Source organism: Amycolatopsis stemonae (assembly GCF_054781455.1).
On record NZ_BAAGUJ010000010.1, the window covers coordinates 134,190 to 155,612 of the forward strand.

Consider the following 21,423-nt stretch of genomic DNA (forward strand, 5'->3'; position numbering starts at 1 on the left):
CCGGAAGGATAGGAACTATTAATTAACTTCGTCAAGAATTTATTTTTCCGCTGGTCATGCCTACGCTCGGGACCATGTCGCTCGTCGAACACGACCCTGAGCACCGGCTCTGGCTGCTGCGCACCCCCGAAAGCTCGTACGCCTTCCGCCTCGACGCCGACGACCGGCCGCGGCACGTCCACTGGGGCCCGCCCCTGACGCTGGCGCAGGCCACGCAGGTCGCCGCGCGCCGCAACCCGGCCGACAGCAGCTTCGACGAACCGGGCGACGAGCGGCAGGAGCTCCCGGCCGAGGGCGGCGCGTTCTTCGGCGTAGCGGCGCTCGCCGTCCGGTACGAGGACGGGACGTCGGCGCTCGAGTGGCGCTACGACGGGCATTCCGGCACCGAGGACTCCCTGGTCGTGCGGCTCGTCGACCGGCACTACCCCCTGGAACTTTCGCTGCACTACCGGGTTCGCGGCGACGTCATCGAGCGCTGGACGTCGCTGCGCGCGGACCAGCCGGTTTCCCTGCTGCGCACGGATTCCGCGTCGTGGACGCTCCCCCGTCGCGACGGCGCCCGGCTGAGCCGGACGTCGGGTGCGTGGAGCGCCGAGTACGGCGTGCTGCGCGAAGCCCTGCCGGTCGGCGAGACGACGTTGACCAGCCGTCGCGGCGTGTCCAGCCACCAGGTCAACCCGTGGGTGATACTCGACGCCGGTGACGCGACCGAGACGTCCGGGGAGGTCTGGTCGACCGCGCTCGCGTGGAGCGGGAGCTGGCGGATCACCGTCGAGCACACGCACACCGGGCGCGTCACGTGGACCGGCGGGTTCGGCCACGAGAACGTCAGCTGGTCGTTGCAGCCGGGCGAGACCTGGGAGACGCCGGTGTTCGCCGGGCTCTACGCGCCGGACGGCTTCGGCGGGACGAGCCGGCGCTGGCACGCGTACGTCCGCGAGTTCGTCCAGCCGCATCCGGAAGAGCTGCGGCCGATCGTCTACAACTCCTGGGAAGCCACCGGGTGGGACGTCGACGAGCAGACCGAAACCCAGCTGGCCGAGGCGGCCGCTCGCCTGGGAGCGGAACTGTTCGTCATGGACGACGGGTGGTTCGGCGCCCGCACCGGCGACACCGCCGGGCTCGGCGACTGGACCGCCAACGAGCAGCGCTTCCCCGCCGGGTTGCAGCCCTTGGTCGACGCCGTCCACGCGCGGGGCATGCGGTTCGGGCTCTGGGTCGAGCCCGAGATGGTCAACCCGGACAGCGACCTCTACCGCGCGCACCCGGACTGGGTGCTGCACATGGCTCACCGCGAGCGGACGACGTTGCGGAACCAGCTCGTGCTCAACTTCGCGCGGCCGGACGTCGCGGACTGGGCCCACAAGTGGCTCGACCGCCTGGTCGGCGAGCACGGCATCGACTACCTCAAGTGGGACATGAACCGCGCGTTCACCGAGGCGGGCTGGCCGGGCGAGGACGCCGGACGCGTCTGGGTCGACCACGTGCGCGCGGTGCACGCCATCCTCGACCGGCTCCGCGCCGACCACCCGGACCTGCGGATCCAGGGCTGCGCGGGCGGCGGCGGGCGCACCGACCTCGGGATCCTCGCGCGCACCGACGAGATCTGGGCGTCCGACAACACCGACGCCGCCGACCGGATCACCATCCAGCACGGCTACGGCCAGCTCTACCCGGCCGGCACGATGTCCGCCTGGGTCACCGACAGCCCGAACCCGACCACCGGCCGCGAAGCGCCGCTGCGCTTCCGGTTCCACGTCGCGATGGCGGGCGTGCTCGGCCTGGGCGGCGACCTCCCGAAGTGGAGCGACGGCGAACTCGACGAAGCGGCCGAGCTTGTCGCGCTGTACAAGGAAATCCGGCCCGTCGTGCAGCACGGCGAGCTGTACCGGCTGGCGGACCCGGCGACGTCGGCGCTGACCGCCGTGCAGTACGTCCTGGGCGGCGAGGTGGTGGTCTTCTTCTGGCGCCGCCCGACGGAGTTCGCGCGGCCCTGCACCCCGCCCCGGCTCGCCGGCCTCGCGCCGGACGCGCGTTACCGCGACCAGGACGGCGCCGTCCACGACGGCGCGGTGCTGCTGAGCCACGGCCTCGGCGTCGACCTGCCGGGAAGCGGTTACGCGAGCGCGGTCTTGCGGCTGACCAGGGTCTGATTACCCACGCCGATCGGCGTGACCGGGGCGGGTGAGCCGCATTGACTTTTCACCGGCCGTGAGCTGAATGTGAAAGTCCTTCACTTCGCTCGCCAACGGAGGCAGCATGCGCAAGCGCCTGTCCGCTCTGCTCGTCGTGCCCGCGCTCGCCGTGCTCGCCTTCGCCGCCCCGGCGTCGGCGAGCACGGGCTACCGCGAGTACGTCGCCCTGGGCGACTCCTGGACCGCCGACGTCTTCGTCACCTTGCCGCCCGCCACGCAGTTCACCCCGCTCGACTGCGCGCAGTCCACTTCGGACTACCCGCACGAGGTGGCCGGCGCGCTCGGCGTCGAGACCTTCCGCGACGCGAGCTGCGGTGGCGCGACGACGACCGACTTCACGCAGCCGCAGAAGCTGCCGCTGGGCGGGACGAACGCGCCGCAGTTCGACCGGCTCACGCCCACCACGGACCTGGTGACCGTCGGCATCGGCGGCAACGACATCGGGCTCGCTTCGGCCGTGACGAAGTGCCTCACCCTCCTGCCGGTGAGCACGTGCAAGGCGAAGTTCACCGCGGGCGGCGTCGACCAGCTGGAAAACGCGATCACGGCGACCGAACCGAAGATGACGGCCGCGCTGCGGCAGATCGAGGACCGTTCGCCCCGGGCGCGGATCCTGCTCGTGAACTACCTCGCGGGACTGCCCGCCTCCGGGAAGGGGTGCTGGCCGGTCATCCCGATCGCCGACGGCGACGTCGCCTACCTGCAGGAGAAGTTCCTCCACATGAACGCGATGCTCGCGCGCGTCGCCGCGGGCAACGGCGTCGAACTCGTCGACACGTACACGCCGACGGTCGGGCACGACGCGTGCCAGGCGCCCACCGTCCGCTACGCCGAGGGCCTGATCCCGGTTTCCACGAGCAACCCGCTGCTGCTGGCGTTTCCCTTCCACCCCAACGGTGCCGGCGCCGCGGCGCAGTCGGAGATCGTCCTCGACGCCGTTCGGCGCGGCTGAACTGTCGGTGCCGTGAACTAGGCTGTCGGGGTGCCCAAGATCGCGGTGACCCGATGGATTCCCGACGACGCGGTGAAGGTCCTGGCCGAGGCAGGCGAGGTCGAGGTGTCCGCGGCCGACCGGCCGCTCACGCCCGCCGAGCTGCACGAGTTCGTGGCCGGCGCGGACGCCGTCGTCGGCATGCTGCACGACCGGCTCGACGGCGCGCTGGCCGACGCCGCCGGGCCGGGGCTGCGCGTGGTGGCGAACGTCGCGGTCGGCTACGACAACGTCGACGTCCCGGCGCTGGCCGAACGCGGCGTCGTCGTCACGAACACGCCCGGCGTGCTCACGGACGCGACCGCCGACCTCGCGTTCGGCCTGCTGCTCGCCGTCACGCGGCGGATCGGCGAGGGCGAACGGCTGCTGCGCTCGCGCGCGCCGTGGTCGTTCCACCTCGGCTTCCTGCTCGGCTCCGGGCTGCAGGGCAAGACGCTCGGCATCGTCGGGCTCGGGCAGATCGGCCGGGCGATGGCGAAGCGGGCCGAGGCGTTCGGCATGGAGGTCGTCTACTCAGGACGGACGAACCGCGGCGGCGGGCACGTGTCGTTCGAAGAGCTCCTCGCGCGCTCGGACGTCGTCTCCCTGCACTGTCCGCTGACACCCGAGACACGGCACCTGATCGACGCGGCCGCGTTGCGGGCCATGAAACCCGGCGCCTACCTGGTGAACACCACGCGCGGCCCGGTCGTCGACGAAGCCGCGCTCGCGGACGCGCTCGAAGCCGGGGAGATCGCCGGCGCCGCGCTCGACGTGTTCGAGAAGGAGCCGGAGGTCGAGCCGCGGCTGCTCGGCCGCGACGACGTCGTGCTGAGCCCGCACCTCGGGTCCGCCACGGTCGAAACCCGCACCGCGATGGCCGTGCTGGCCGCGCGCAACGTCGCGGCGGTGCTCGCCGGGCGTCCCCCGCTGACGGAGGTGAAACCGTGACCAGGGTCGTCATCGCGCCCGACAAGTTCAAGGGCAGTCTCACCGCGGTCGAGGCCGCGGAGGCCATCGCACTCGGTGTGCGAGACGCGTTGCCGGACGCCGAAATCGTCTCGTGCCCGGTCGCCGACGGTGGCGAAGGCACCCTCGACGTCCTCGAAGCGGCGGGCGCGCGGATCGTCCGGCTGTCCGTCCGCGGCCCGCTCGACGACCAGGTCGAGGCCCGGTACGCGGTCCTGGACGGCACGGCCTACGTCGAGTCGGCGCGCGCGTGCGGGATCGAGTTCGTCGACCCCAGCCCGGAAACCGCGCTCGCCGCGCACACCTGGGGCGTCGGCGAACTGCTCGGGCACGCGCTGGCGAACGGCGCGACGCGGCTCGTGCTCACGGTCGGCGGCACGGCCAGCACCGACGGCGGCGCCGGGATGCTCGGCGCGCTCGGGGCCGGGGTGCTGGACGCGTTCGGCGCACCGGTCGGCCTGGGCGGCGGCACGCTCACGCGCGTCGCTTCAAGCGAGCTGACGCCGGTACGGGAGCGGCTGAACGGTGTGCGCGTCGCCGTCGCGACCGACGTCACGAACCCGCTGCTGGGCCCGGACGGCGCGGCGGCGGTGTTCGGGCCACAAAAAGGCGCGGGGCCGTCGGAAGTGGCGGTGCTGGACGACGCGCTGACGAGGTGGGCGCACGCGCTGCAGGTGGGCGGCGCTCCGGACGTCACGCGCGTGCCGGGCGCGGGTGCCGGCGGCGGTGTCGCCGCAGGTGCGATCGCGGTCGGCGCGACCGTCGAATCCGGGTTCGCCCTCATCGCCGGGCTGACCGGGGTCGACCGGGCGCTCGACGGCGCCGACCTCGTCATCACCGGCGAAGGATCACTCGACGAACAGAGCCTGAACGGCAAGGCGCCCGCGGGCATCGCCGAGCGAGCGCGGCCGCGTCGAGTGCCGTTGCTCGCGCTGGCGGGCCGGATCCAGCTCGATTCCGCCGGACTGGACCGGCTGGGCGTGGTGGGGAGCAGCGCGCTGATCGACCACGCGCCGTCGCTCGACCACGCGCGGGCGCACGCCGCGGAACTGCTGCGGGCGCGCGCGGCGGTCCTGGTGCGGGAATGGGGTGGTCGCTGAGGCGGCACGCCGCGAACGGACCTCCCGCGACACTGCGAAAGGCCCGTCCGCCGCGGTCAGCTGGTGTGCTGCGGCAGGACGGCGAAAGCCACCCCGCCGGCCTCGTCTTCCTGGACGTCGAGCACCTTGTCGTCGAGCAACGCCGCAGCCTGGGGCTCGAGGAAGACCTTCGGGCCTCCCTCTTCGTTGCCGAGCACGCGGTCGCCCTCGGTGGGTTCCGGGGCGACCGAGAGCGCCAGCTGGGCGCTTTCGCCATCGGCGTTCTGAACCGCCAGGCGGAGTCCGGCATCGCCTTCGCCCTGGCTGGTCAACGCGGTGATCGCCTCGGCGGCGGCTTCGGTGACGGTCAGCATCTTCGGCCTTCCCTTCGTCGCGGTCCGATGCACTGTGGCCACCCACGCTAGGGGCGTCCGTTCGGGTGTGCAGCCTGAGCGGATCAGCCCTGCCGGGCCTCGCGGATGGCGTCGGCCACCGATCCGCCGGCGAAGTCCGCCCGCTCGCCCGGATCCGGGTCGGCGTGCCGGTGCGGCAGCTCGTCGTCCGGGGACACCTGCTCGTAGTCGGGCGGCGCGTCCTCGACGGTCTCGTCGAGCTCGTCGGCCGGCGTCGCGGCGATCGGCCGTTCCGGCACCGGCTCCGGCTCGGTGTCCGGCACCTCTTCGGCGAGGCGCTGGTCCATCGGCTCGCCTTCGCGGACCTCGCTGGGCGTGGTGCCGTAGCGGTCGGCGGCGCTCCACCGCTCGGGCGGCTCGACGCCCGCCTCGAGCGGGTCGACGCGCAGCTCGTCCTCGTCCAGCGCCTCACTGGGGGCCAAGCTTTCCGGTTCGGCCGCGTCACGGTCACTCACTGGTCTCTCCCGGCGCGTAGGCAGCAATAGGTCGTCGTCGGTGACCTACCCGGCTCGCCGGGGGCCTCAAACCCGGGCGGTGTCGCCGGGATCACATTTCTTCAACTGGTTTAACATATTCACAAGTTTGTGAACGCAGAGTAGGTTCTGATCATGGCCACCACCAGGTGCGCACCGGGGCACCGGCTGCTCGCCACCGACCCCGACCGGCACCACGAGCTCGGCACGCACGCCGCGTGGTACGTCGTGGCCGGCGTGGTGACGACGGGCGTCCAGGCCCTCCTGTTCCTCCTGCTGCGCGACCGGCTCGGCGCCCAGCTGGCGAACCTGGTCGCGATCGCGCTCACGACGCTCGGGAACACCGAGTTCCACCGTCGCGTCACCTTCGCCGGGCGGCGCAGCAACGCGGGCAAGCGGCACCTGCAGGACCTGCTGACGTTCGCCTTCTACGCCGGGTACGGCTCGGCGGTGCTGGCGATCCTCGACGCGGTCGTCGAGCGGCCGACGTCGTGGGAGGAGACCGGCACGCTGCTGCTGGCGAGCCTGGTCGGCGGTTTCGTGCGGTTCGCGGTGCTGCGCTGGTGGGTGTTCGCGCACCGAGCCGAGCCGGCGCCCGCCCGCTAGCGTCTGCGGACGTGGACCGGGAAGACATCACGCCCCACTCGGGCGGCACCGAACCGGATTATCGCTTCACGCTGGCCAACGAGCGGACGTTCCTCGCCTGGCTCAGGACGGCGCTGGGCCTGGTGGCGGGCGGCGTCGCGGTGCACCAGCTGGTGCCCGCCCCGGCGGCGGCCAGCGCGGTACTGGCGGCGCTGTGCGTGGTGCTGGCGGCAGTCCTGGCGGCGACGGCGTACCCACGGTGGCGGCGAGTGCAGATCGCGATGCGCGCGGGCGAGCCGCTGCCGCGAAGCTGGATGATCGTGGTGCTCACGGCCGGCCTGCTCCTGCTCATCGTCGCGGCGGCGGTGCTGCTGGTGCTGTCGTGAGCGGCCGGGTGGCGGCCGGGCGAGCTGCCAGGCCCGGACGCGACCGGCTGGCAGGCACCAACGCCATCGGGGTCCGACCCAACCGACCGACCCGCACCCTCGCCCCCGAGGCCCGACCCAGGCGACCGACCGGCACCAGCGCCACCGGGGTCCGACCCAACCGACCGACCCGCACCAGCGCCACCAGGGTTCGACCCAACCGACCGACCCGCACCCTCGCCACCAGGGTTCGACCCAACCGACCGACCCGCACCAGCGCCACCGGGGTCCGCCCCAGGCGACCGGCCCCCGACTCGCGAGCCTCCGCGATTATTCGCCCCACCCGGCCCACGACCACGCCCACCGCTCGGCACCTCCATGCCCAGCGCCTGCGCCAACCCGGGTCGCACGCGTGGACACTCACCGCTACCCCACCCGAACGGCTCACCGGCACTCGCCCGGACGTGGTTCAGGCCGTTCGGCGCAGCACCGCCGGGCCTCGCCGCCGCCCTCGAATACCGCGGCTTCGCGATTATCGCGACGTCAGAAGTACCGTCATGGCCCCCCGGAATGTTCCGTGACCACCCCTGCCGGCGCTCAGGCCGAACGGACCGGGCTCGCGTGGCGGCGGACCGCGCTCGCCGCCACCGCCTGCACCGCGCTGCTCCTGCACTCCGCCGCCCAGCGGCACTGGGGTACCACTCTGGTCCCCGTTCTGCTCTCCGGCGTTACATCCGCCCTGCTCGCGGCGGTGGCCGTACGCCGGGAACGGGCATTACGGGCCGGGCGGCCCGCTGCGATGCACCCCGCGCTGGCCGCGATCGCGTCGCTCGCCGTGACCGCGACTGCCGCTTCCGTGGCCATCCTCCACTGACGGGTGAACTCGGCACATCCTGAAACCGATTAATCGCAATGTGCGGGGGCTGGTCGCGGGAACATCACGGTCGCTCCTGCTTATGGGGTATTGGTCGTTGAAATCTGGACTGATCCGCCATGAGGTGCTTACGATTACCCAGCGTCGCACGGAGCGCAGGTCAGCCGGATTCTCCCGGAGTATCTGCAACCGAAAAGTCACGGAGAGTGGAGCCCCCGGCAGCGACGGTCGAGGGTCGGCCGGGGAGACGACCATGACAGCACCGCCGAGGATCACCGAGGAACCCGCCTCCGACGTTCGCGATTATCGCACTCTGGAGTCATCTCCGAGGCCGGGCGGACGCCTGACGAAGGAGGACCTCGACCCTCTGGTGAAGGACGCGGGCGAGGGCAACCCCGCCGCGATCCACAACCTGCTCCAGATGATCGAGCCCGTGGTGGTCCGCTACTGCCGCGCGCGCATGGGCGGGCGCGACCTGTCCTACCTGTCGGCCGACGACGTCGCCCAAGAGGTCTGCCTCGCGGTCCTCAAGGCGCTGCCGGACTACCAGGACCGCGGCGGCTCCTTCCTCTACCTCGTGCACGCGATCGCGGCCAACAAGGTCGCCGACGCCTACCGCGCCGTCGCCCGCGACCGCTCCGAGCCCGTCCCCGAGCTCCCGGAGCGCCCGCTCGCCAACGGCAACGAGCCCGAGACGCACGCCCTGCACCTCGACCTCGGCGCCCGCCTGGGCCGGCTGCTCGCCTCCCTGCCGCGGGTGCAGCAGGAGATCCTGACCCTGCGCATCGCGGTCGGCTTCTCCGCGCAGGAAACCGCCGAAGCGCTCGGCATCTCCGCCGGGAACGTGCGCGTGACGCAGCACCGGGCGCTCACCCGGCTGCGCGCCATGATCCGCGACGAAGAGTTCTGAGCCACCCCAGCGGCGGGCGGGGGAACCTCTTTTACCCCCTGGAAGAGGTTTCCCCGCTCGCATCCAAGCCGTAGACGCGGCGGGCGTTGTGGTCGAAGACGCCCAGCCGCTCGGCGTCGGACAGCGAGCCGGTCAGCGCGATCGCCGCGTCCAGGACCACCTCGTAGGACGCGGCCAGTTCGCAGACCGGCCAGTCCGAGCCGAACAGCAGCCGCGGCGGGCCGAACACGTCCAGGACGTGGTCGACGTAGCGGCGCAGGTGCCCGACCTCCCAGCCGGACCAGTCCGCTTCGGTCACCAGGCCCGACAGCTTGCACACGACGTTTTCGTGCGCCGCCAGCGCGGCCACCCCCGACGCCCACGGCTCCCACTCCCGCGACGCGATCGGGGGCTTCGCCGCGTGGTCCAGCACCAGGCGCAGCTCGGGCTGACGCAGGGCCAGCTCGGCCGCCGCGGGCAACTGGCCGACGCGCACCAGCAGGTCGCAGGCCAGGCCCGCCGACGCCACCGCACTCAGTCCGGCGACGATCTCCGGGCGCAGCAGCCAGTCGTCGTCCGGCTCGGACTCCACCTGGTGCCGGATGCCGACCAGCGGACCGTCCAGCGCGGCCAGCCGGTCCGCGACGTCCGGTGCCGCGAGGTCCACCCAGCCGACCACGCCCGCGACGACCGGCTCGGCCGAAGCGGTCGCGAGGAACTCCGCGGTCTCCTCGGCGGACGACACCGTCTGGACCAGGATCGTCGCGCGGACGCCGGCCGCCTTGGTCACCGCGCGCAGGTCGTCCACGGTGTACGGACGGCGGATCGGGTCGAGCGCCTCCCCCGCCATCCACGGGTACTCGCGCCGCGACGGGTCCCACAGGTGGTGGTGCGCGTCGATCATGAGACTCCTTCGGCGATCACGATGTCGGCGCGCAGCAGTCCCGCGTCGACCAGCTCGGTCCACAGCTCCGGTGGCACCACCGCCCGCGCCCGCCGGGCGTTGACGCTGACCTGCGAAGGATCATGCGCGCCGACGACGACCGATGCCACCGCGGGATGCGCCATGGGCAGGGCCAGCGCGGCTTCCGGCAGTTCGACACCGTGGCGCGCGCAGACCTCGGCGATGCGCCCGGCCCGTTCGACCAGCTCCGGCGGTGCTTCGGCGTAGTCGTAGACGCGGCCCGGTTCGGCCGTGGCGAGGATGCCGCCGTTGAACACGCCGCCGGCCACCACCGAGACGCCGCGGTCGAGGCAGAGCGGCAGCAACTCGTCGAGGGCCGGCTGGTCGAGCAGCGTGTACCGGCCGGCCACCAGCAGCACGTCGAGGTCGGTGCGGCGGACGAACTCCGCGAGCATCGGCGCCTGGTTCATCCCGGCGCCGAACGCTCCGATCACGCCCTGCTCGCGCAGCTCGCGCAACGCCGGGAAGGCGCCGCGCAGGGCGTCCTCGAAGTGGTCGTCCGGGTCGTGGACGTACACGATGTCGACGCGGTCGAGGCCCAGCCGGGTCAGGCTGTCCTCGAGGGACCGCAGGACGCCGTCGCGGCTGAAGTCCCACCGGCGCTTGTACGCGGCCGGGACCGCGAAGCCCTGGTCGTCCCGCGCGCCCGCGCCGTCGGGGTTGGGCTCCAGCACGCGGCCGACCTTGGTCGAGAGCACGTACTCGTCGCGGGGGAACGAACCCAGGGCCGCGCCGAGCCGGGTCTCCGACAGGCCGAGGCCGTAGTGCGGCGCGGTGTCGAAGTACCGGACGCCCTCGTCCCACGCGCGGCGGACGGTCGCGGCCGCGGTTTCGTCGCTGATCGCGTGGTAGAGGTTGCCCAGCTGCGCGCAGCCGAGACCCAGCGGGGACAGGGAGAGTTCCAACGCCGTCACTCCTTTTCCGGCAGTTCCCAGACCAGCCCGATGCCGGTGTCGTCGCCGGAGTAGTCGTCCTCGACGGCCAGCAGCTCGACCATCCTGGCCTGCCACGGGACGTTGGCGGGATGGTCCCGCAACGCCGCCCGCATCGCCGCGTAGTCGTCGACTTCGACGACGTGGAAGAGGTCGAGACCGTTACGCCAGATCCGCCAGGTGCGGACGCCGGCTTCGCGCAGCGCCGTGTCCAGCTCGGGCGGGATGACGGCGTGGACGGTCTCGTACTCGGCTTCCTTGCCGGGCTTGAGCCGGGTGTGCAGAGCCACCCTTTGTGGTTCGCGTTGGTGGGTCATCACCACTCCTTGGCCGGGGCATGGCACGCTGGGGAGGAACACCGAAACATCAGAGGTCTGTTGCAGGGAGGGCGGACGCGATGCCCGTCACCGATGTCGCGATCGACAAGATCAAGGACATGATCATCTCCGGCGAGCTGGCGCCGGGCGACCGGCTGCCGAAGGAGGCCGAGCTGGCCCAGCGGCTCGGGCTCTCGCGCAGCTCCCTGCGGGAGGCCGTGAAGGCGTTGTGCCTGATCAGGGTGCTCGACGTCCGGCAGGGCGACGGCACCTACGTCACCAGCCTCGAGCCGAACCTGCTGCTCGACGCGATGACGTTCGTGGTCGACTTCCACCGCGACGACACCGTGCTCGACTTCCTCGCCGTGCGGCGGATCCTCGAGCCGGCCGCGACCGCGCTGGCCGCGTTGCACATGAGCGACGACGACATCACCGAGCTGGGCCAGCTGCTCGGCGAGCTGGAGGATTCGCCGACCGTCGAGGCGCTGGTCGCCAACGACCTGCAGTTCCACCGCAAGATCGCCGACGGCTCCGGCAACCCCGTGCTCTGCTCGCTGCTCGACAGCCTCTCCGGGCCGACCGCCCGCGCCCGGATCTGGCGCGGCCTCACCCAGGAGGGCGCGGTCGCGAAGACGCGGGAGCAGCACACGGCGATCTACGAGGCCATCGCGGCGCGCGAGCCGGAGCTGGCGCGCTCGTGGGCGACCGTGCACGTCGCGGGCGTCGAGCAGTGGCTGCGCAACGCCCTCGGCACCGCGGACGACCCGACGGCGGACGACGGGCCGGCCGCGGCAGCTTCCTGACAGTGATCCGATGATCACAGGCTGACCATCAGGTCTGGGGCTTCCCGCCCGCGTACCGGGCGATGATCAGCGCGACCAGGATGATGGCGCCGTAGATCGCGCCCTGCCACTCCGCCGTGACGTGCGCGTAGTTGAGCAGGCTCGACACCGAGGACAGCAGCAGGACGCCGGTCAGCGCGCCGACCAGCGTGCCCTTGCCGCCGTCGAGCGAGACGCCGCCGATCACCGCCGCCGCGAACACCTGCAGGATCATGCCGGAACCCTGGTTCGCGCCCAAGGCCCCGACGTAACCCGTGTAGGCGAGGCCGCCGATCGCGGCGAGGATCCCGGCGACGACGAACACCGCCCACGCGATCCGGTCGACGCGCACACCCGCCGCCCGCGCGGCTTCGCGGTTGCCGCCGATCGCGTACAGCGCCCGGCCGACGCGGTGGTAGCGCAGCACCCAGCCGGCCGCCGCGAACAGCACCGCCGCCAGCCAGACCGACATCGGCAGCCCGGCGAACGTGGTCGTCGCGAGGTTCGTGAACGAGTCCGGCAGGTTGAACAGCGTCTTGCCCTTGGTCGAGCCGACCTGCACGCCCCGCAGCACGGTGAGCATGGCCAGGGTGACGATGAAGGCGTTCAGCTTCAGCTTCACGATCAGGAAGCCGTTGACGAACCCGACCAGCGCGCCGCACAGCGGGATCACCAGGAGCCCGACCGCGGCGGGCAGTTCGACGCCGAAGCCCGCCGACGCCGCCGGGATCACGACCATGGCACCGAGCGCGGGCGCCAGGCCCATCGTGGATTCCAGCGACAGGTCGAACTTCCCGGTGATCAGCACGAGCGACTCGCCGAGCACGACCAGCGAGAGCGCCGCCGACGCGGTCAGGATGCTGACGATGTTGCTCCAGCCGACGAACGTGTCGTCGACCAGGCCGCCGATGACGAACACGACGACCAGGGCGGGCAGCAGGGCGAGTTCACGCAGCCAGACGGCTTTGCGACGCCGGGGTGGGGCGGGCAGCTCCGTCTGCGGAGAGGTCATCACGTCGGTCACGAAAGCTCGACTCCTTCGATGTCGGCCACGAGGTCGCCGTCGGACCACCCGGCCTGGTGTTCGGCGACCACGGCCCCGGCGCGCAGCACCAGGACCCGGTCGCTCAGGCGCAGGTCGTCGAGCTCGTCGCTGACGATCAGCACCGCCTTGCCTTCGGCGCGCACCCGGTCGACGACCGCGAGCAGCGCCTCCTTCGACTTCACGTCCACGCCGGCGGTCGGGTTGATCAGCACCACGACCCGCGGATCGCCGATCAGGGCCCGCGCCAGCACCACTTTCTGCTGGTTGCCGCCCGAGAGGTCCGACACGGGCTGCTCGGCGCTCGCGGCCACGATGTCGTAGTCCTTCAAAGCCTGCGACGCCTTCGCGCGCCGGGCGGTGGGCGACGCGATCCCGTGGCGGCCCATTCGGTCCAAAATGGACAGCGTGGTGTTGTCCGCGATGGAGTGCTCCAGCACGAGACCCTCGTGGTGCCGGTCGCGCGGCACGCAGCCGATGCCCGCGCGCAGCGCCGCGGGGATGTCGCCCGGCCGCAACGGCGAGCCGTCGACGCGGACCGTGCCCGCCGACGGTGTCCGCAGGCCGTAGACCGTCTCGGCGACCTGGTGCTTCCCGCTGGCGTTGCTGCCCGCGAGCCCGACGACCTCGCCGCGGCGCAGCCGGAACGAGACGTCGCGGAAGCCGTCGCCGGACAGGCCGTCGACCGAGAGGATTTCCGCGGCGTCCGCTTCGAGGGACTCGCGTGTGGCGGCGTCGCGGACGGACAGGCCGCCGGGTTCGCCGGTCATCGCGTCGACGAGTTCCGCGCGACCGACCTCGGCCACCGGTGCGGTGAGCACGTGCTTCGCGTCCCGCAGGACCGTGACGGCCTGGCAGACCTCGTACACCTCGTGCAGGTGGTGCGAGATGAACAGGAACGTCACCCCGCCCGCCTGCATCTGGCGCATCCGCTCGAAGAGCCGCTCGATGGCCTGGCTGTCCAGCTGCGCGGTCGGCTCGTCGAGGACGATGAACCTCGCGCCGTAGGACAGCGCGCGGGCGATCTCGACGAACTGCCGGTCCTCGACCGACAGCTCCCCCGCGGGCGTTTCGACGTCGACGTGGACGTCCCACGAGTCGAGCAGCTCGCGGGCCTTGCGCCGCAACGACTTCCAGCCGATGGCGAACCCGCCGCCCGCCTGCCGGTTGAGGAACAGGTTCTCGGCGACCGTGAGCTGCGGGACGACCATCGCGTGCTGGTACACGCAGGCCACGCGCGCCTTCCAGTCGTCCTGCTTGGACAGCGGCGGGGCCGGCTCGCCGCCGAACTCGACGTGCCCGGTGTCCGTGGCGGACAGGCCGGTGAGGATGGAGACGAGCGTCGACTTGCCGGCCCCGTTGCGCCCGACGAGCGCGTGTGACTCGCCCGGGTGCACGGTGAGGCTGACGTCGTGGAGCGCCACGGTGGGGCCGTAGCGCTTGCCGACACCTACGGCGCTGACCACCGGGACGGCGGATTCGCCGGCGGGCAGCGCGGTCACAGGTTGTTCCCCCAGAGGGCCTTGTCGTCCACGTTGGCCTTGGTGATGACCGGCGCGGGCAGCTGGTCCTCGAGGATGCCGGGGCTGATCTCGACGATGGTGCTGTCGTGGTCGGTCGGGCCCGGCTTGAACGTCTCGCCCGCCATGGCCTTCTTCAGCCAGTACAGGCCGTACTTCGCGTACGCGTCGGCCGGCTGGGACACGGTGGCGTCCAGCTCGCCGGCGCGGATCGCGGCCAGTTCCTGCGGGATGCCGTCGTTCGACACGAGCACGATGTGCTTCGGGTCGCCGACCGGGAAGAACAGGTTCTTGCGCTTGAGGGCCTGCTCGGTCGGGGCCAGGTAGACGCCGCCGGCCTGCATGTAGACGCCCTTGATGTCCGGGTTCGCCGTCAGCATGCTGTCCAGGCCCGAAGACGCCTTGTCGGCCTTCCACTCGGCCGGGATCTCCAGCACCTGGATGCCCGGGTACTTCTGCTTCATGCAGTCGCGGAAGGCTTCCGAGCGGTCGCGGCCGTTGACCGACGCGAGGTCGCCCATGATCTGCACGACCTTGCCGGACTTGACCTTCTCGCCGATCGCGTCGCACGCCTTGGTGCCGTAGGCCTTGTTGTCGGCGCGCACGACCATGGCGACCTTGCCGCTCTCGGGGGCGACGTCGACCGCGACGACCGGGACACCCTTGTTCTCGGCCTGCTTGAGCCCGGCGACGATCGCGGCGGAGTCCAGCGGCGTCACGACCAGGCCCTTGACGCCCTGGTTGAGGAAGGTGCCGATGTCGGTGATCAGCTTCGCCGGGTCGCTGTCCGCGTTGACCGTCGGGAGGACGTCGACGCCCTCCTGCTTGGCCATCTGCGGCACGTAGTTGTTGTAGGCCTGCCAGAACGGCGAGGTCAGCAGCGGCAGGGTGGCCCCGACCTTGCCGCCGGAGCCACCGCCCGCCGCGGGTGCCGACGCATTGTCCTTAGTGGACCCGCAGGCGGCCAGAACCAGGCCGCAGGCGGCGACGGCGGCCACCTTGATCACCTTCGTGCGCACAGCATCCTCCTTGATGACGGCGGGGAATCAAGTCTTCTAGTCGTGGTTCACGGGACCGCGCGGGCGCAGGCCGTACATGCCACCGTCGACCGCGAGGGCGGTCCCGGTGGTGGACGCGGACAGCGGGCTGGCGAGGTAGACGATCGCGTTCGCGACCTCGTCGGCGGTGACCAGCCGGCCCATCGGCTGGCGGGCCGCGAGGGCCGCGCGTTCGGCCGCCGGGTCGTCGGCGGCGTCGAGCAGCCGGCCCACCCAGGGGGTGTCCGCCGTGCCCGGGCACACGCAGTTGACGCGGATCCGGTCGGGCAGGTGGTCGGTCGCCATGGCCAAGGTCAGCGAGAGCACCGCGCCCTTGCTGGCCGAGTACAGCGCGCGGCTGGGCAGGCCGGCCCAGGCCGCGATGGAGCAGGTGTTGACGATCGCCGCGGACGGCGAGTTCTTCAGGTGCGGCAGCGCGGCCCGGGCGAGCCGGACCATGCCGACGACGTTGACGTCGAACACGCGGTGCCACTCGTCGTCGTCGTTGGCCGTGACGTCGCCCTGCGCGCCGATCCCGGCGTTGTTCACCAGGATGTCGAGGCGCCCGAAGCGCTCCACGACGGCGTCGATCGCCGACCGGACCTCGTCGTCCGACGAGACGTCGCAGCGGATGCCGTCGTCGCCCGGCTTCAGGTCCAGCACCGCCACCTGCGCGCCGCGTTCGGCCAGCAGGTCCGCGACGGCCTTGCCGATACCCGAGGCGCCTCCGGTGACGGCGGCCACCAGGCCCTCGAATTCACTCACTTGCGGTCTCCGTCCACTCGGGACCGTCCGGGAAGCGGAACCGGCGCAGCGTCGCGTCGTGCATGCGCGCGGAGAACCCGGGTGCGGTCGGGGCGAGGTAGCGGCCGCGCTCGACGACGGCCGGGTCGGTGAAGTGCTCGTGCAGGTGGTCGACCCACTCGATGGACCGGTCCGCGTCGGTGCCGGAGACCGCCACGAAGTCGAACATCGAGAGGTGCCGGACGAGCTCGCAGAGCCCGACGCCACCGGCGTGCGGGCACACCGGCACGCCGAACTTGGCCGCCAGCAACAGGATCGCCAGGTTCTCGGTGAACCCGCCGACGCGGGCGGCGTCGAGCTGCAGCACGGAAATCGCGTTCGCCTGCAGTAGCTGCTTGAAGATCACGCGGTTCTGGACGTGCTCGCCGGTGGCGACCCGGATCGGCGCAAGCGCTTTCGCGATGGCGGCGTGCCCGAGGACGTCGTCCGGGGATGTCGGTTCCTCGATCCAGTACGGGTCGTACGGCGCGAGCGCGGTCATCCAGGTGACCGCGGCCTGGACGTCCCAGCGCTGGTTGGCGTCGACGGCGATCCGGACGTCCTGGCCGACCGTCTCGCGGGCGAGCTTCATCCGCCGGACGTCGTCCTCGAGGTTCCCGCCGACCTTGAGCTTGATCATCTCGAAGCCGTCGGCGACGGCCTGTTCGGCGAGCCGCACGAGTTTCGCGTCCGCGTACCCGAGCCAGCCGGGCGACGTGCTGTAGGCGCGGTAGCCGTGCGCTTCGAGCTGCTTCGCGCGCTCCTCGCGGCCGGGCTCGGCGGCGCGCAGGATCTCCAGGGCCTCGGCTTCGGTGAGCGCGTCGGACAGGTACCGGAAGTCCACGAGCGAGACGAGTTCTTCGGGCGTCATGCGCGCCGCGAACCGCCAGACCGGGAGGTTCGCGCGGCGGGCGGCGAGGTCCCAGGCGGCGTTGACGATCGCGCCCACGGCCATGTGCGCGACGCCTTTTTCCGGGCCCAGCCAGCGGAACTGCGAGTCGCCGACGAGCGTGCGGGACAGGTCGCCGAGCGCGGCGGCGTCCTCCGGAACTTCGCGGCCGACGACGTGCGGGGCGAGCGCGCGGATCGCGGCCGCCTGGACGTCGTTGCCGCGGCCGATGGTGAACGCGAGGCCGTAGCCGTCCGGGCCGCCGTCGGTGTGCAACACGACGTAGGCGGCCGAGTAGTCCGGGTCGGGGTTCATCGCGTCCGAGCCGTCGAGCTCCCTCGACGTCGGGAACCGGACGTCGAGGACCTCCATGCCGATGATCTTCGCCATGGTCAGGCCTGCCTCGCGGTCTGCCGCTGGCGGCCCAGCCCGTCGATCTCCAGCTCGATGACGTCGCCGTCGCGCAGGTACGGCTTCGGGTCGGGTTGGCCGAGCGCGACGCCTTCGGGCGTGCCGGTGTTGATCAGGTCGCCGGGCCGCAGCACCATGACCTGGCTCAGGTGGTGGATGATCTCGGCCACGGAAAAGATCATGTCCTTGGTGGACGAGTCCTGCTTCTTTTCGCCGTTGATCCACAGGCGCAGGCCGAGGTCCTGCGGATCGGGCACCTCGCTCGCGGGGACGAGCACCGGCCCCAAAGGGTTGAAGTTCTCGCACGACTTGCCCTTGTCCCACTGCGCGGTGCGGAACTGCAATGCGCGCTCGGAAACGTCGTTCGAGACGACGTAGCCGGCGACGTGGTCCAAGGCGTCTTCGACGCTGTCGAGGTAGCGCGCGGTCTTGCCGATGACGACGCCGAGTTCGACTTCCCAGTCGGTGCTGGCCGAGCCGCGCGGGATGAGGACGTCGTCGGCGGGGCCGACCACGACGTCCGGCGCCTTCATGAAGACGACCGGCTCGGTGGGCGGCGTCGCGCCCGTTTCCTCCGCGTGGCGGCGGTAGTTCATGCCGATGCAGACGACCTTGCCGGGCTGCGCGATCGGCGGGCCGACCCGGAGTCCGGCTTCGGCGGCGACGGGCAGGTCCCCGGCGGCGAGCGCGGCGGCCGCGCGGGCGATGCCGTCCGCGGCGAGGAAACCGCCGTCGATGTCGGCGGTCAGCCCGCCGAGCTCGTAGGTCGTGCCGTCGTCGGCACGCACGAACGGACGCTCACTTCCCGGCTCCCCGAGGCGCACAAGCTGCACGGATTTTCCCTTCACCCGCCCGACCAGACATCCGATGTATATCGCAGTCGGGAGTCTCGATCCAGAGCCGTGGCCCAATCGGCCGGAAAATTGATCGGATCAGTACCGGTTCAGTGCTCAGATGAGCACGGGGTGTCACCGATCACAGCCGGAATAGCGCAGGTCACGACGTCGCTGGTCGGTTCAGGGACACTAGGAGGCGCATGACCACCACGGCGGAAGGTACCGCGACGAGCAGACGGGCGCAGCTGAAGTTCGTCCTCGTCCTGGGTGGGCTCACGGCGTTCGGGCCGCTGTCGATCGACATGTACCTGCCCGCGCTGCCGCGGATGGCGGAGGACCTCCGCGCGGCGGACGCCACCGTCCAGCTGACCCTCAGCGCGTTCATCGTCGGCCTGGCGCTGGGCCAGCTGGTCATCGGCCCGCTGTCGGACTCCCTCGGCCGTCGCCGCCCGCTGCTGGCCGGCCTGGTGCTGTACGTCGCAGGCTCGGTGCTGTGCGCGGTGAGCCCGGACGCGTGGCTGCTGGTCGCGGCCCGGCTGGTCCAGTCCGTCGGCGCGGCGGCCGGCATCGTGATCGCCCGCGCGACGGTCCGGGACCTGTTCTCCGGCACCGCGATGACGAAGTTCTTCTCGACGCTGATGCTGGTCAGCGGCTTGGCCCCGATCCTGGCCCCGCTGATCGGCGGGCAGCTGCTGAACTGGACGTCGTGGCGCGGGGTGTTCGTGGTCCTGACGGCGTTCGGCGCGCTGCTGCTCGTCGTGGTGGTCTTCTTCCTGCCCGAGCCGTCCGCGGTCCGCACCCCCGCGCGGCTCGGTGAGGTGATGCGCACCTACGGGCGCCTGGCGCGGGACCGGTCGTTCGCCGGGTACGCGCTGTCGGCCGGGCTGCTGTTCGCGTCGATGTTCGCCTACATCTCGGGTTCTTCGTTCGCGTTGCAGGGCGTGTACGGGCTCAGCCCGCAGGCGTACAGCGTCGTGTTCGGGGCCAACGGCGTCGGGATCGTGCTGGCGGGCCAGCTCAACGGACGGCTGGTAGGCCGGGTCCGCGAGCGCGTGCTGCTGGCTTGGGGGCTTTCGCTGGGCGTGCTCGGCGGCGCCGCGGTCCTGACCGCCGCGCTGACCCGGGCGCCGCTGGCTTTCCTTCTGGTGTCGTTGTTCCTGCTGGTGTCGAGCATCGGGCTGGTCATGCCGAACGCGAGTTCGCTCGCTCTGGCGGAGCACGCCCGCTCGGCCGGGGCCGCGTCGGCGTTGCTGGGCGTGCTGCAGTTCGTCGTGGGCGCGGTCGCGACCCCGCTGGTCGGCCTCGGCGGCCCGGGAACGGCCGTGCCGATGGCCGCGACCATGGCCGGGTTCGCGGTCCTGGCGCTGGTGGCGTTCCTCGTCCTGGCTAGGCCAGCGACGCCAGATCCGCGTTCTTGAGCTGGTCCGCCGTCACCTTCGCGCGGCCGTCCACCAGTGCCGACAAGGCATCGCCGTCGTCCCACGTGTTGACGTTCATCGCCGCCGCCACTTCGCCGTCACGCAGCCAGAACGCCGTGAACTCGCGCGACCCCAGGTCGCCGCGGACCACCAGCTCGTCCGTCGCCGGGTCGGCCAGGCCTCGGTACTCGCAGCCGAGGTCGTACTGGTCGGTGAAGAAGTACGGCGAGGCGAGGAACGGCTCGTTCTCCCCCAGCAGGTTCTGCGCCACGTGCGTGCCCTGCTCCTTCGCGTTCGACCAGTGCTCCACGCGGATGCGGTGGCCGTAGCGCGGGTGGAAGTGGGCCGCGATGTCGCCGACCGCGTAGACGTCCGGGGCCGCCGTGCGCAGGCCCGCGTCCACGCAGACGCCGCCGTCGTCGGACAGCTCCAGGCCCGCCGCGTGCGCGAGCTCGACCCGCGGGGCCGCGCCGACCGCGATCAGGACCACGTCTGCCGTGAGCTCGTCGCCGCTGCCGAGCCGGACGCCGCGGACGCCGTCCGGGCCGCCCGTGATCTCCGTGACCTGCTCACCCAGGCGCCAGTGGACGCCCTTTTCCGTGTGCAGGTCCCGGAACACCCCGCCGACCGTCTCGCCGATGACCGTGGCCAGCGGCACCGCAACCGGGTCGACGACCGTCACGTCGGCGTTGTGCACGCGGGCCGCCGCGGCGGCTTCGGAGCCGATCCAGCCGGCGCCGACGATCACCACGCGTTCCGCCTCGGCGAAGGCCGAGCGCAGCTTGAGGGAGTCGTCGAGGCTGCGAAGCGTGTACAGGCCGGGCAGGTCGCCGCCGGGCACCGGGATCGACCGCGGCCGGGAGCCGGTCGCCAGGACGAGGCGGTCGTAGCGGTGCTCGCCGCCCGCGTCGTCGAGGACCAGGCGGGCGCCCAGTTCGATCCGGGTCGCGGTGACGCCGGGGGTGAACCGGATGTCCTTCTCGGCGTAGAACTTCTCTTCGTGCACCCAGTCGGGTTCGTCGGTGGTGCCCAGCAGGACGCCCTTCGACAGCGGCGGCAGCTCGTACGGCCGGTGCGGGTCCGAGCCCATCAGCAGCACTTCGCCCGGATAGCCGCGCTCGCGCAACGCGGCCGCGGCGGACGCGCCGCCCAGGCCCGCCCCGACGATGACGATCTTCCGCGGCTCCGACATCCCAGACCTCCCACGACGGTTCGTGGGGCGGACGGTACTCCCGAACGAGCCCGGCCACGACCGGGGGATACGCCGGAAATCCGCGAAGCGCAAGAGAAAACCCGCGAGTAGGCAGATCGGGTGAACCGGCGTCATAGCCCCGGGGCGGCGCCCTCCCATCCCCGCACGGAGCAGGACCACGAGGAGAAATCGGAGGGCGGCGACCATGAGTCGGGGCGAGTGGTCGATCGGCTGCCGGGATCTGGCCGGCAGGCGCAGGGACGTGACGGTGTTCGTCAGCCAGGACAAGGTGGTGCTCGTCGCGCCGCCGGGCGAGGCGGCCGTCTTGGGCCCGCTCGACGTCGGGCGGCTGCGAGCGGCGTTGCGCGACGCCGTCGTGGCGACGGCGGACGACAAGGCCGAAACCTGACCGGGGGTCCGACCCCCGGACAACACTGACAACTACCGTT

Annotated in this window: 23 protein-coding genes; 11 read left to right on the forward strand and 12 right to left on the reverse strand. The window is 71.8% G+C overall.

What is annotated here, in order from left to right:
* Window positions 1-74 precede the first annotated feature (74 nt).
* The 4 genes from ACYVLJ_RS32450 (at window position 75) to ACYVLJ_RS32465 (ending at window position 5,234) form a co-directional block, all read left to right on the forward strand.
* Window positions 75-2,153: an alpha-galactosidase gene (locus tag ACYVLJ_RS32450; RefSeq protein ID WP_460441533.1), complete on the forward strand. Its 2,079-nt coding sequence runs from the start codon at window positions 75-77 to the stop codon at window positions 2,151-2,153.
* A 106-nt stretch (window positions 2,154-2,259) separates the two neighbouring features.
* On the forward strand, window positions 2,260-3,147 hold the full coding sequence (locus ACYVLJ_RS32455) for an SGNH/GDSL hydrolase family protein (RefSeq protein ID WP_460441534.1): 888 nt from the start codon (window positions 2,260-2,262) through the stop codon (window positions 3,145-3,147).
* Window positions 3,148-3,177: 30 nt separating this feature from the next.
* Window positions 3,178-4,116 carry a 2-hydroxyacid dehydrogenase gene (locus ACYVLJ_RS32460; protein WP_460441535.1) on the forward strand — a complete coding sequence of 313 codons (939 nt, stop codon included), beginning with the start codon at window positions 3,178-3,180 and terminating at the stop codon, window positions 4,114-4,116.
* Window positions 4,113-5,234, forward strand: a complete 1,122-nt coding sequence (locus tag ACYVLJ_RS32465) for a glycerate kinase (protein WP_460441536.1) — start codon at window positions 4,113-4,115, stop codon at window positions 5,232-5,234. Before ACYVLJ_RS32460 ends, ACYVLJ_RS32465 begins: the two co-directional genes overlap by 4 nt.
* 56 nt (window positions 5,235-5,290) lie before the next feature.
* On the opposite strand, the gene ACYVLJ_RS32470 is transcribed toward ACYVLJ_RS32465, so the two are convergent.
* Together ACYVLJ_RS32470 and ACYVLJ_RS32475 are read right to left on the reverse strand one after the other, a co-directional pair.
* Window positions 5,291-5,587, reverse strand: coding sequence for an iron-sulfur cluster biosynthesis family protein (locus tag ACYVLJ_RS32470; protein WP_451974841.1), 297 nt, complete (start codon window positions 5,585-5,587; stop codon window positions 5,291-5,293).
* Window positions 5,588-5,670: 83 nt separating this feature from the next.
* Window positions 5,671-6,081 (reverse strand): hypothetical protein, encoded by a 411-nt coding sequence (locus ACYVLJ_RS32475; RefSeq protein ID WP_451974843.1) that lies wholly within the window; start codon window positions 6,079-6,081, stop codon window positions 5,671-5,673.
* Window positions 6,082-6,234: 153 nt separating this feature from the next.
* On the opposite strand from ACYVLJ_RS32475, the gene ACYVLJ_RS32480 reads away from it, so the two are divergent.
* The 4 genes from ACYVLJ_RS32480 to shbA all read left to right on the forward strand — a co-directional run bounded on the left by ACYVLJ_RS32480 (window position 6,235) and on the right by shbA (window position 8,833).
* A complete protein-coding gene (locus ACYVLJ_RS32480) occupies window positions 6,235-6,705 on the forward strand; it encodes a GtrA family protein (protein ID WP_451974845.1) in 471 nt (156 codons plus the stop codon).
* A gap of 11 nt (window positions 6,706-6,716) precedes the next feature.
* A complete protein-coding gene (locus ACYVLJ_RS32485) occupies window positions 6,717-7,070 on the forward strand; it encodes a YidH family protein (RefSeq protein ID WP_451974847.1) in 354 nt (117 codons plus the stop codon).
* 556 nt (window positions 7,071-7,626) lie between these two features.
* Window positions 7,627-7,923, forward strand: coding sequence for a DUF202 domain-containing protein (locus ACYVLJ_RS32490; protein ID WP_460441537.1), 297 nt, complete (start codon window positions 7,627-7,629; stop codon window positions 7,921-7,923).
* A gap of 253 nt (window positions 7,924-8,176) precedes the next feature.
* On the forward strand, window positions 8,177-8,833 hold the full coding sequence (shbA, locus tag ACYVLJ_RS32495) for an RNA polymerase sigma factor ShbA (RefSeq protein WP_451974851.1): 657 nt from the start codon (window positions 8,177-8,179) through the stop codon (window positions 8,831-8,833).
* Window positions 8,834-8,864: 31 nt separating this feature from the next.
* Here shbA and ACYVLJ_RS32500 read toward each other — a convergent pair whose 3' ends face one another.
* The 3 genes from ACYVLJ_RS32500 to ACYVLJ_RS32510 are packed head-to-tail and all read right to left on the reverse strand — an operon-like array spanning window position 8,865 to window position 11,025.
* Complete coding sequence (locus ACYVLJ_RS32500; protein WP_460441538.1) at window positions 8,865-9,716, reverse strand: amidohydrolase family protein; 852 nt, start codon at window positions 9,714-9,716, stop codon at window positions 8,865-8,867.
* Window positions 9,713-10,681, reverse strand: coding sequence for an aldo/keto reductase (locus ACYVLJ_RS32505; protein WP_460441539.1), 969 nt, complete (start codon window positions 10,679-10,681; stop codon window positions 9,713-9,715). Before ACYVLJ_RS32505 ends, ACYVLJ_RS32500 begins: the two co-directional genes overlap by 4 nt.
* A gap of 5 nt (window positions 10,682-10,686) precedes the next feature.
* Window positions 10,687-11,025, reverse strand: coding sequence for an L-rhamnose mutarotase (locus tag ACYVLJ_RS32510; protein ID WP_460441540.1), 339 nt, complete (start codon window positions 11,023-11,025; stop codon window positions 10,687-10,689).
* 80 nt (window positions 11,026-11,105) lie between these two features.
* Here ACYVLJ_RS32510 and ACYVLJ_RS32515 point away from each other — a divergent pair, with 80 nt between their 5' ends.
* Complete coding sequence (locus ACYVLJ_RS32515) at window positions 11,106-11,828, forward strand: FadR/GntR family transcriptional regulator (protein WP_451974859.1); 723 nt, start codon at window positions 11,106-11,108, stop codon at window positions 11,826-11,828.
* A gap of 28 nt (window positions 11,829-11,856) precedes the next feature.
* Here ACYVLJ_RS32515 and ACYVLJ_RS32520 read toward each other — a convergent pair whose 3' ends face one another.
* Genes ACYVLJ_RS32520 through ACYVLJ_RS32545 form a run of 6 tightly spaced genes read right to left on the reverse strand, consistent with a single transcriptional unit; the run spans window position 11,857 to window position 18,361 of the window.
* Window positions 11,857-12,870 carry an ABC transporter permease gene (locus ACYVLJ_RS32520; RefSeq protein ID WP_460441541.1) on the reverse strand — a complete coding sequence of 338 codons (1,014 nt, stop codon included), beginning with the start codon at window positions 12,868-12,870 and terminating at the stop codon, window positions 11,857-11,859.
* Complete coding sequence (locus tag ACYVLJ_RS32525; protein ID WP_460441542.1) at window positions 12,867-14,390, reverse strand: sugar ABC transporter ATP-binding protein; 1,524 nt, start codon at window positions 14,388-14,390, stop codon at window positions 12,867-12,869. Before ACYVLJ_RS32525 ends, ACYVLJ_RS32520 begins: the two co-directional genes overlap by 4 nt.
* On the reverse strand, window positions 14,387-15,427 hold the full coding sequence (locus ACYVLJ_RS32530; RefSeq protein WP_451974865.1) for a sugar ABC transporter substrate-binding protein: 1,041 nt from the start codon (window positions 15,425-15,427) through the stop codon (window positions 14,387-14,389). The genes ACYVLJ_RS32525 and ACYVLJ_RS32530 overlap by 4 nt, the downstream gene beginning before the upstream one ends.
* Window positions 15,428-15,463: 36 nt before the next feature.
* Window positions 15,464-16,210, reverse strand: a complete 747-nt coding sequence (locus tag ACYVLJ_RS32535; protein WP_460441543.1) for an SDR family NAD(P)-dependent oxidoreductase — start codon at window positions 16,208-16,210, stop codon at window positions 15,464-15,466.
* The gene (locus ACYVLJ_RS32540) at window positions 16,203-17,507 is read right to left on the reverse strand and encodes an enolase C-terminal domain-like protein (protein ID WP_460441544.1); all 1,305 of its coding nucleotides are present in this window, start codon (window positions 17,505-17,507) and stop codon (window positions 16,203-16,205) included. Before ACYVLJ_RS32540 ends, ACYVLJ_RS32535 begins: the two co-directional genes overlap by 8 nt.
* Window positions 17,508-17,509: 2 nt before the next feature.
* A complete protein-coding gene (locus tag ACYVLJ_RS32545; RefSeq protein WP_460441545.1) occupies window positions 17,510-18,361 on the reverse strand; it encodes a fumarylacetoacetate hydrolase family protein in 852 nt (283 codons plus the stop codon).
* Window positions 18,362-18,564: 203 nt separating this feature from the next.
* On the opposite strand from ACYVLJ_RS32545, the gene ACYVLJ_RS32550 reads away from it, so the two are divergent.
* Window positions 18,565-19,782, forward strand: a complete 1,218-nt coding sequence (locus ACYVLJ_RS32550; protein WP_460441546.1) for a multidrug effflux MFS transporter — start codon at window positions 18,565-18,567, stop codon at window positions 19,780-19,782.
* Here the strand turns inward: ACYVLJ_RS32550 and ACYVLJ_RS32555 are convergent.
* The gene (locus ACYVLJ_RS32555) at window positions 19,751-20,974 is read right to left on the reverse strand and encodes an NAD(P)/FAD-dependent oxidoreductase (protein ID WP_460441547.1); all 1,224 of its coding nucleotides are present in this window, start codon (window positions 20,972-20,974) and stop codon (window positions 19,751-19,753) included. The genes ACYVLJ_RS32550 and ACYVLJ_RS32555 overlap by 32 nt on opposite strands.
* Before the next feature lie 205 nt (window positions 20,975-21,179).
* Between ACYVLJ_RS32555 and ACYVLJ_RS32560 the strand changes: the two genes are divergently transcribed.
* Complete coding sequence (locus ACYVLJ_RS32560; RefSeq protein ID WP_451974876.1) at window positions 21,180-21,383, forward strand: hypothetical protein; 204 nt, start codon at window positions 21,180-21,182, stop codon at window positions 21,381-21,383.
* The last annotated feature ends 40 nt before the right edge of the window (window positions 21,384-21,423 follow it).

What these genes read in the sequence shown, in the direction of transcription:
- ACYVLJ_RS32450 (WP_460441533.1), top strand. Translation starts at nt 75, where the DNA reads ATGTCGCTCGTCGAACACGACCCTGAGCACCGGCTCTGGCTGCTGCGC.
- ACYVLJ_RS32455 (WP_460441534.1), top strand. Translation starts at nt 2,260, where the DNA reads ATGCGCAAGCGCCTGTCCGCTCTGCTCGTCGTGCCCGCGCTCGCCGTG.
- ACYVLJ_RS32470 (WP_451974841.1), bottom strand. Translation starts at nt 5,587, where the DNA reads ATGCTGACCGTCACCGAAGCCGCCGCCGAGGCGATCACCGCGTTGACC.
- ACYVLJ_RS32480 (WP_451974845.1), top strand. Translation starts at nt 6,235, where the DNA reads ATGGCCACCACCAGGTGCGCACCGGGGCACCGGCTGCTCGCCACCGAC.
- shbA (WP_451974851.1), top strand. Translation starts at nt 8,177, where the DNA reads ATGACAGCACCGCCGAGGATCACCGAGGAACCCGCCTCCGACGTTCGC.
- ACYVLJ_RS32500 (WP_460441538.1), bottom strand. Translation starts at nt 9,716, where the DNA reads ATGATCGACGCGCACCACCACCTGTGGGACCCGTCGCGGCGCGAGTAC.
- ACYVLJ_RS32510 (WP_460441540.1), bottom strand. Translation starts at nt 11,025, where the DNA reads ATGACCCACCAACGCGAACCACAAAGGGTGGCTCTGCACACCCGGCTC.
- ACYVLJ_RS32515 (WP_451974859.1), top strand. Translation starts at nt 11,106, where the DNA reads ATGCCCGTCACCGATGTCGCGATCGACAAGATCAAGGACATGATCATC.
- ACYVLJ_RS32540 (WP_460441544.1), bottom strand. Translation starts at nt 17,507, where the DNA reads ATGGCGAAGATCATCGGCATGGAGGTCCTCGACGTCCGGTTCCCGACG.
- ACYVLJ_RS32550 (WP_460441546.1), top strand. Translation starts at nt 18,565, where the DNA reads ATGACCACCACGGCGGAAGGTACCGCGACGAGCAGACGGGCGCAGCTG.
- ACYVLJ_RS32555 (WP_460441547.1), bottom strand. Translation starts at nt 20,974, where the DNA reads ATGTCGGAGCCGCGGAAGATCGTCATCGTCGGGGCGGGCCTGGGCGGC.
- ACYVLJ_RS32560 (WP_451974876.1), top strand. Translation starts at nt 21,180, where the DNA reads ATGAGTCGGGGCGAGTGGTCGATCGGCTGCCGGGATCTGGCCGGCAGG.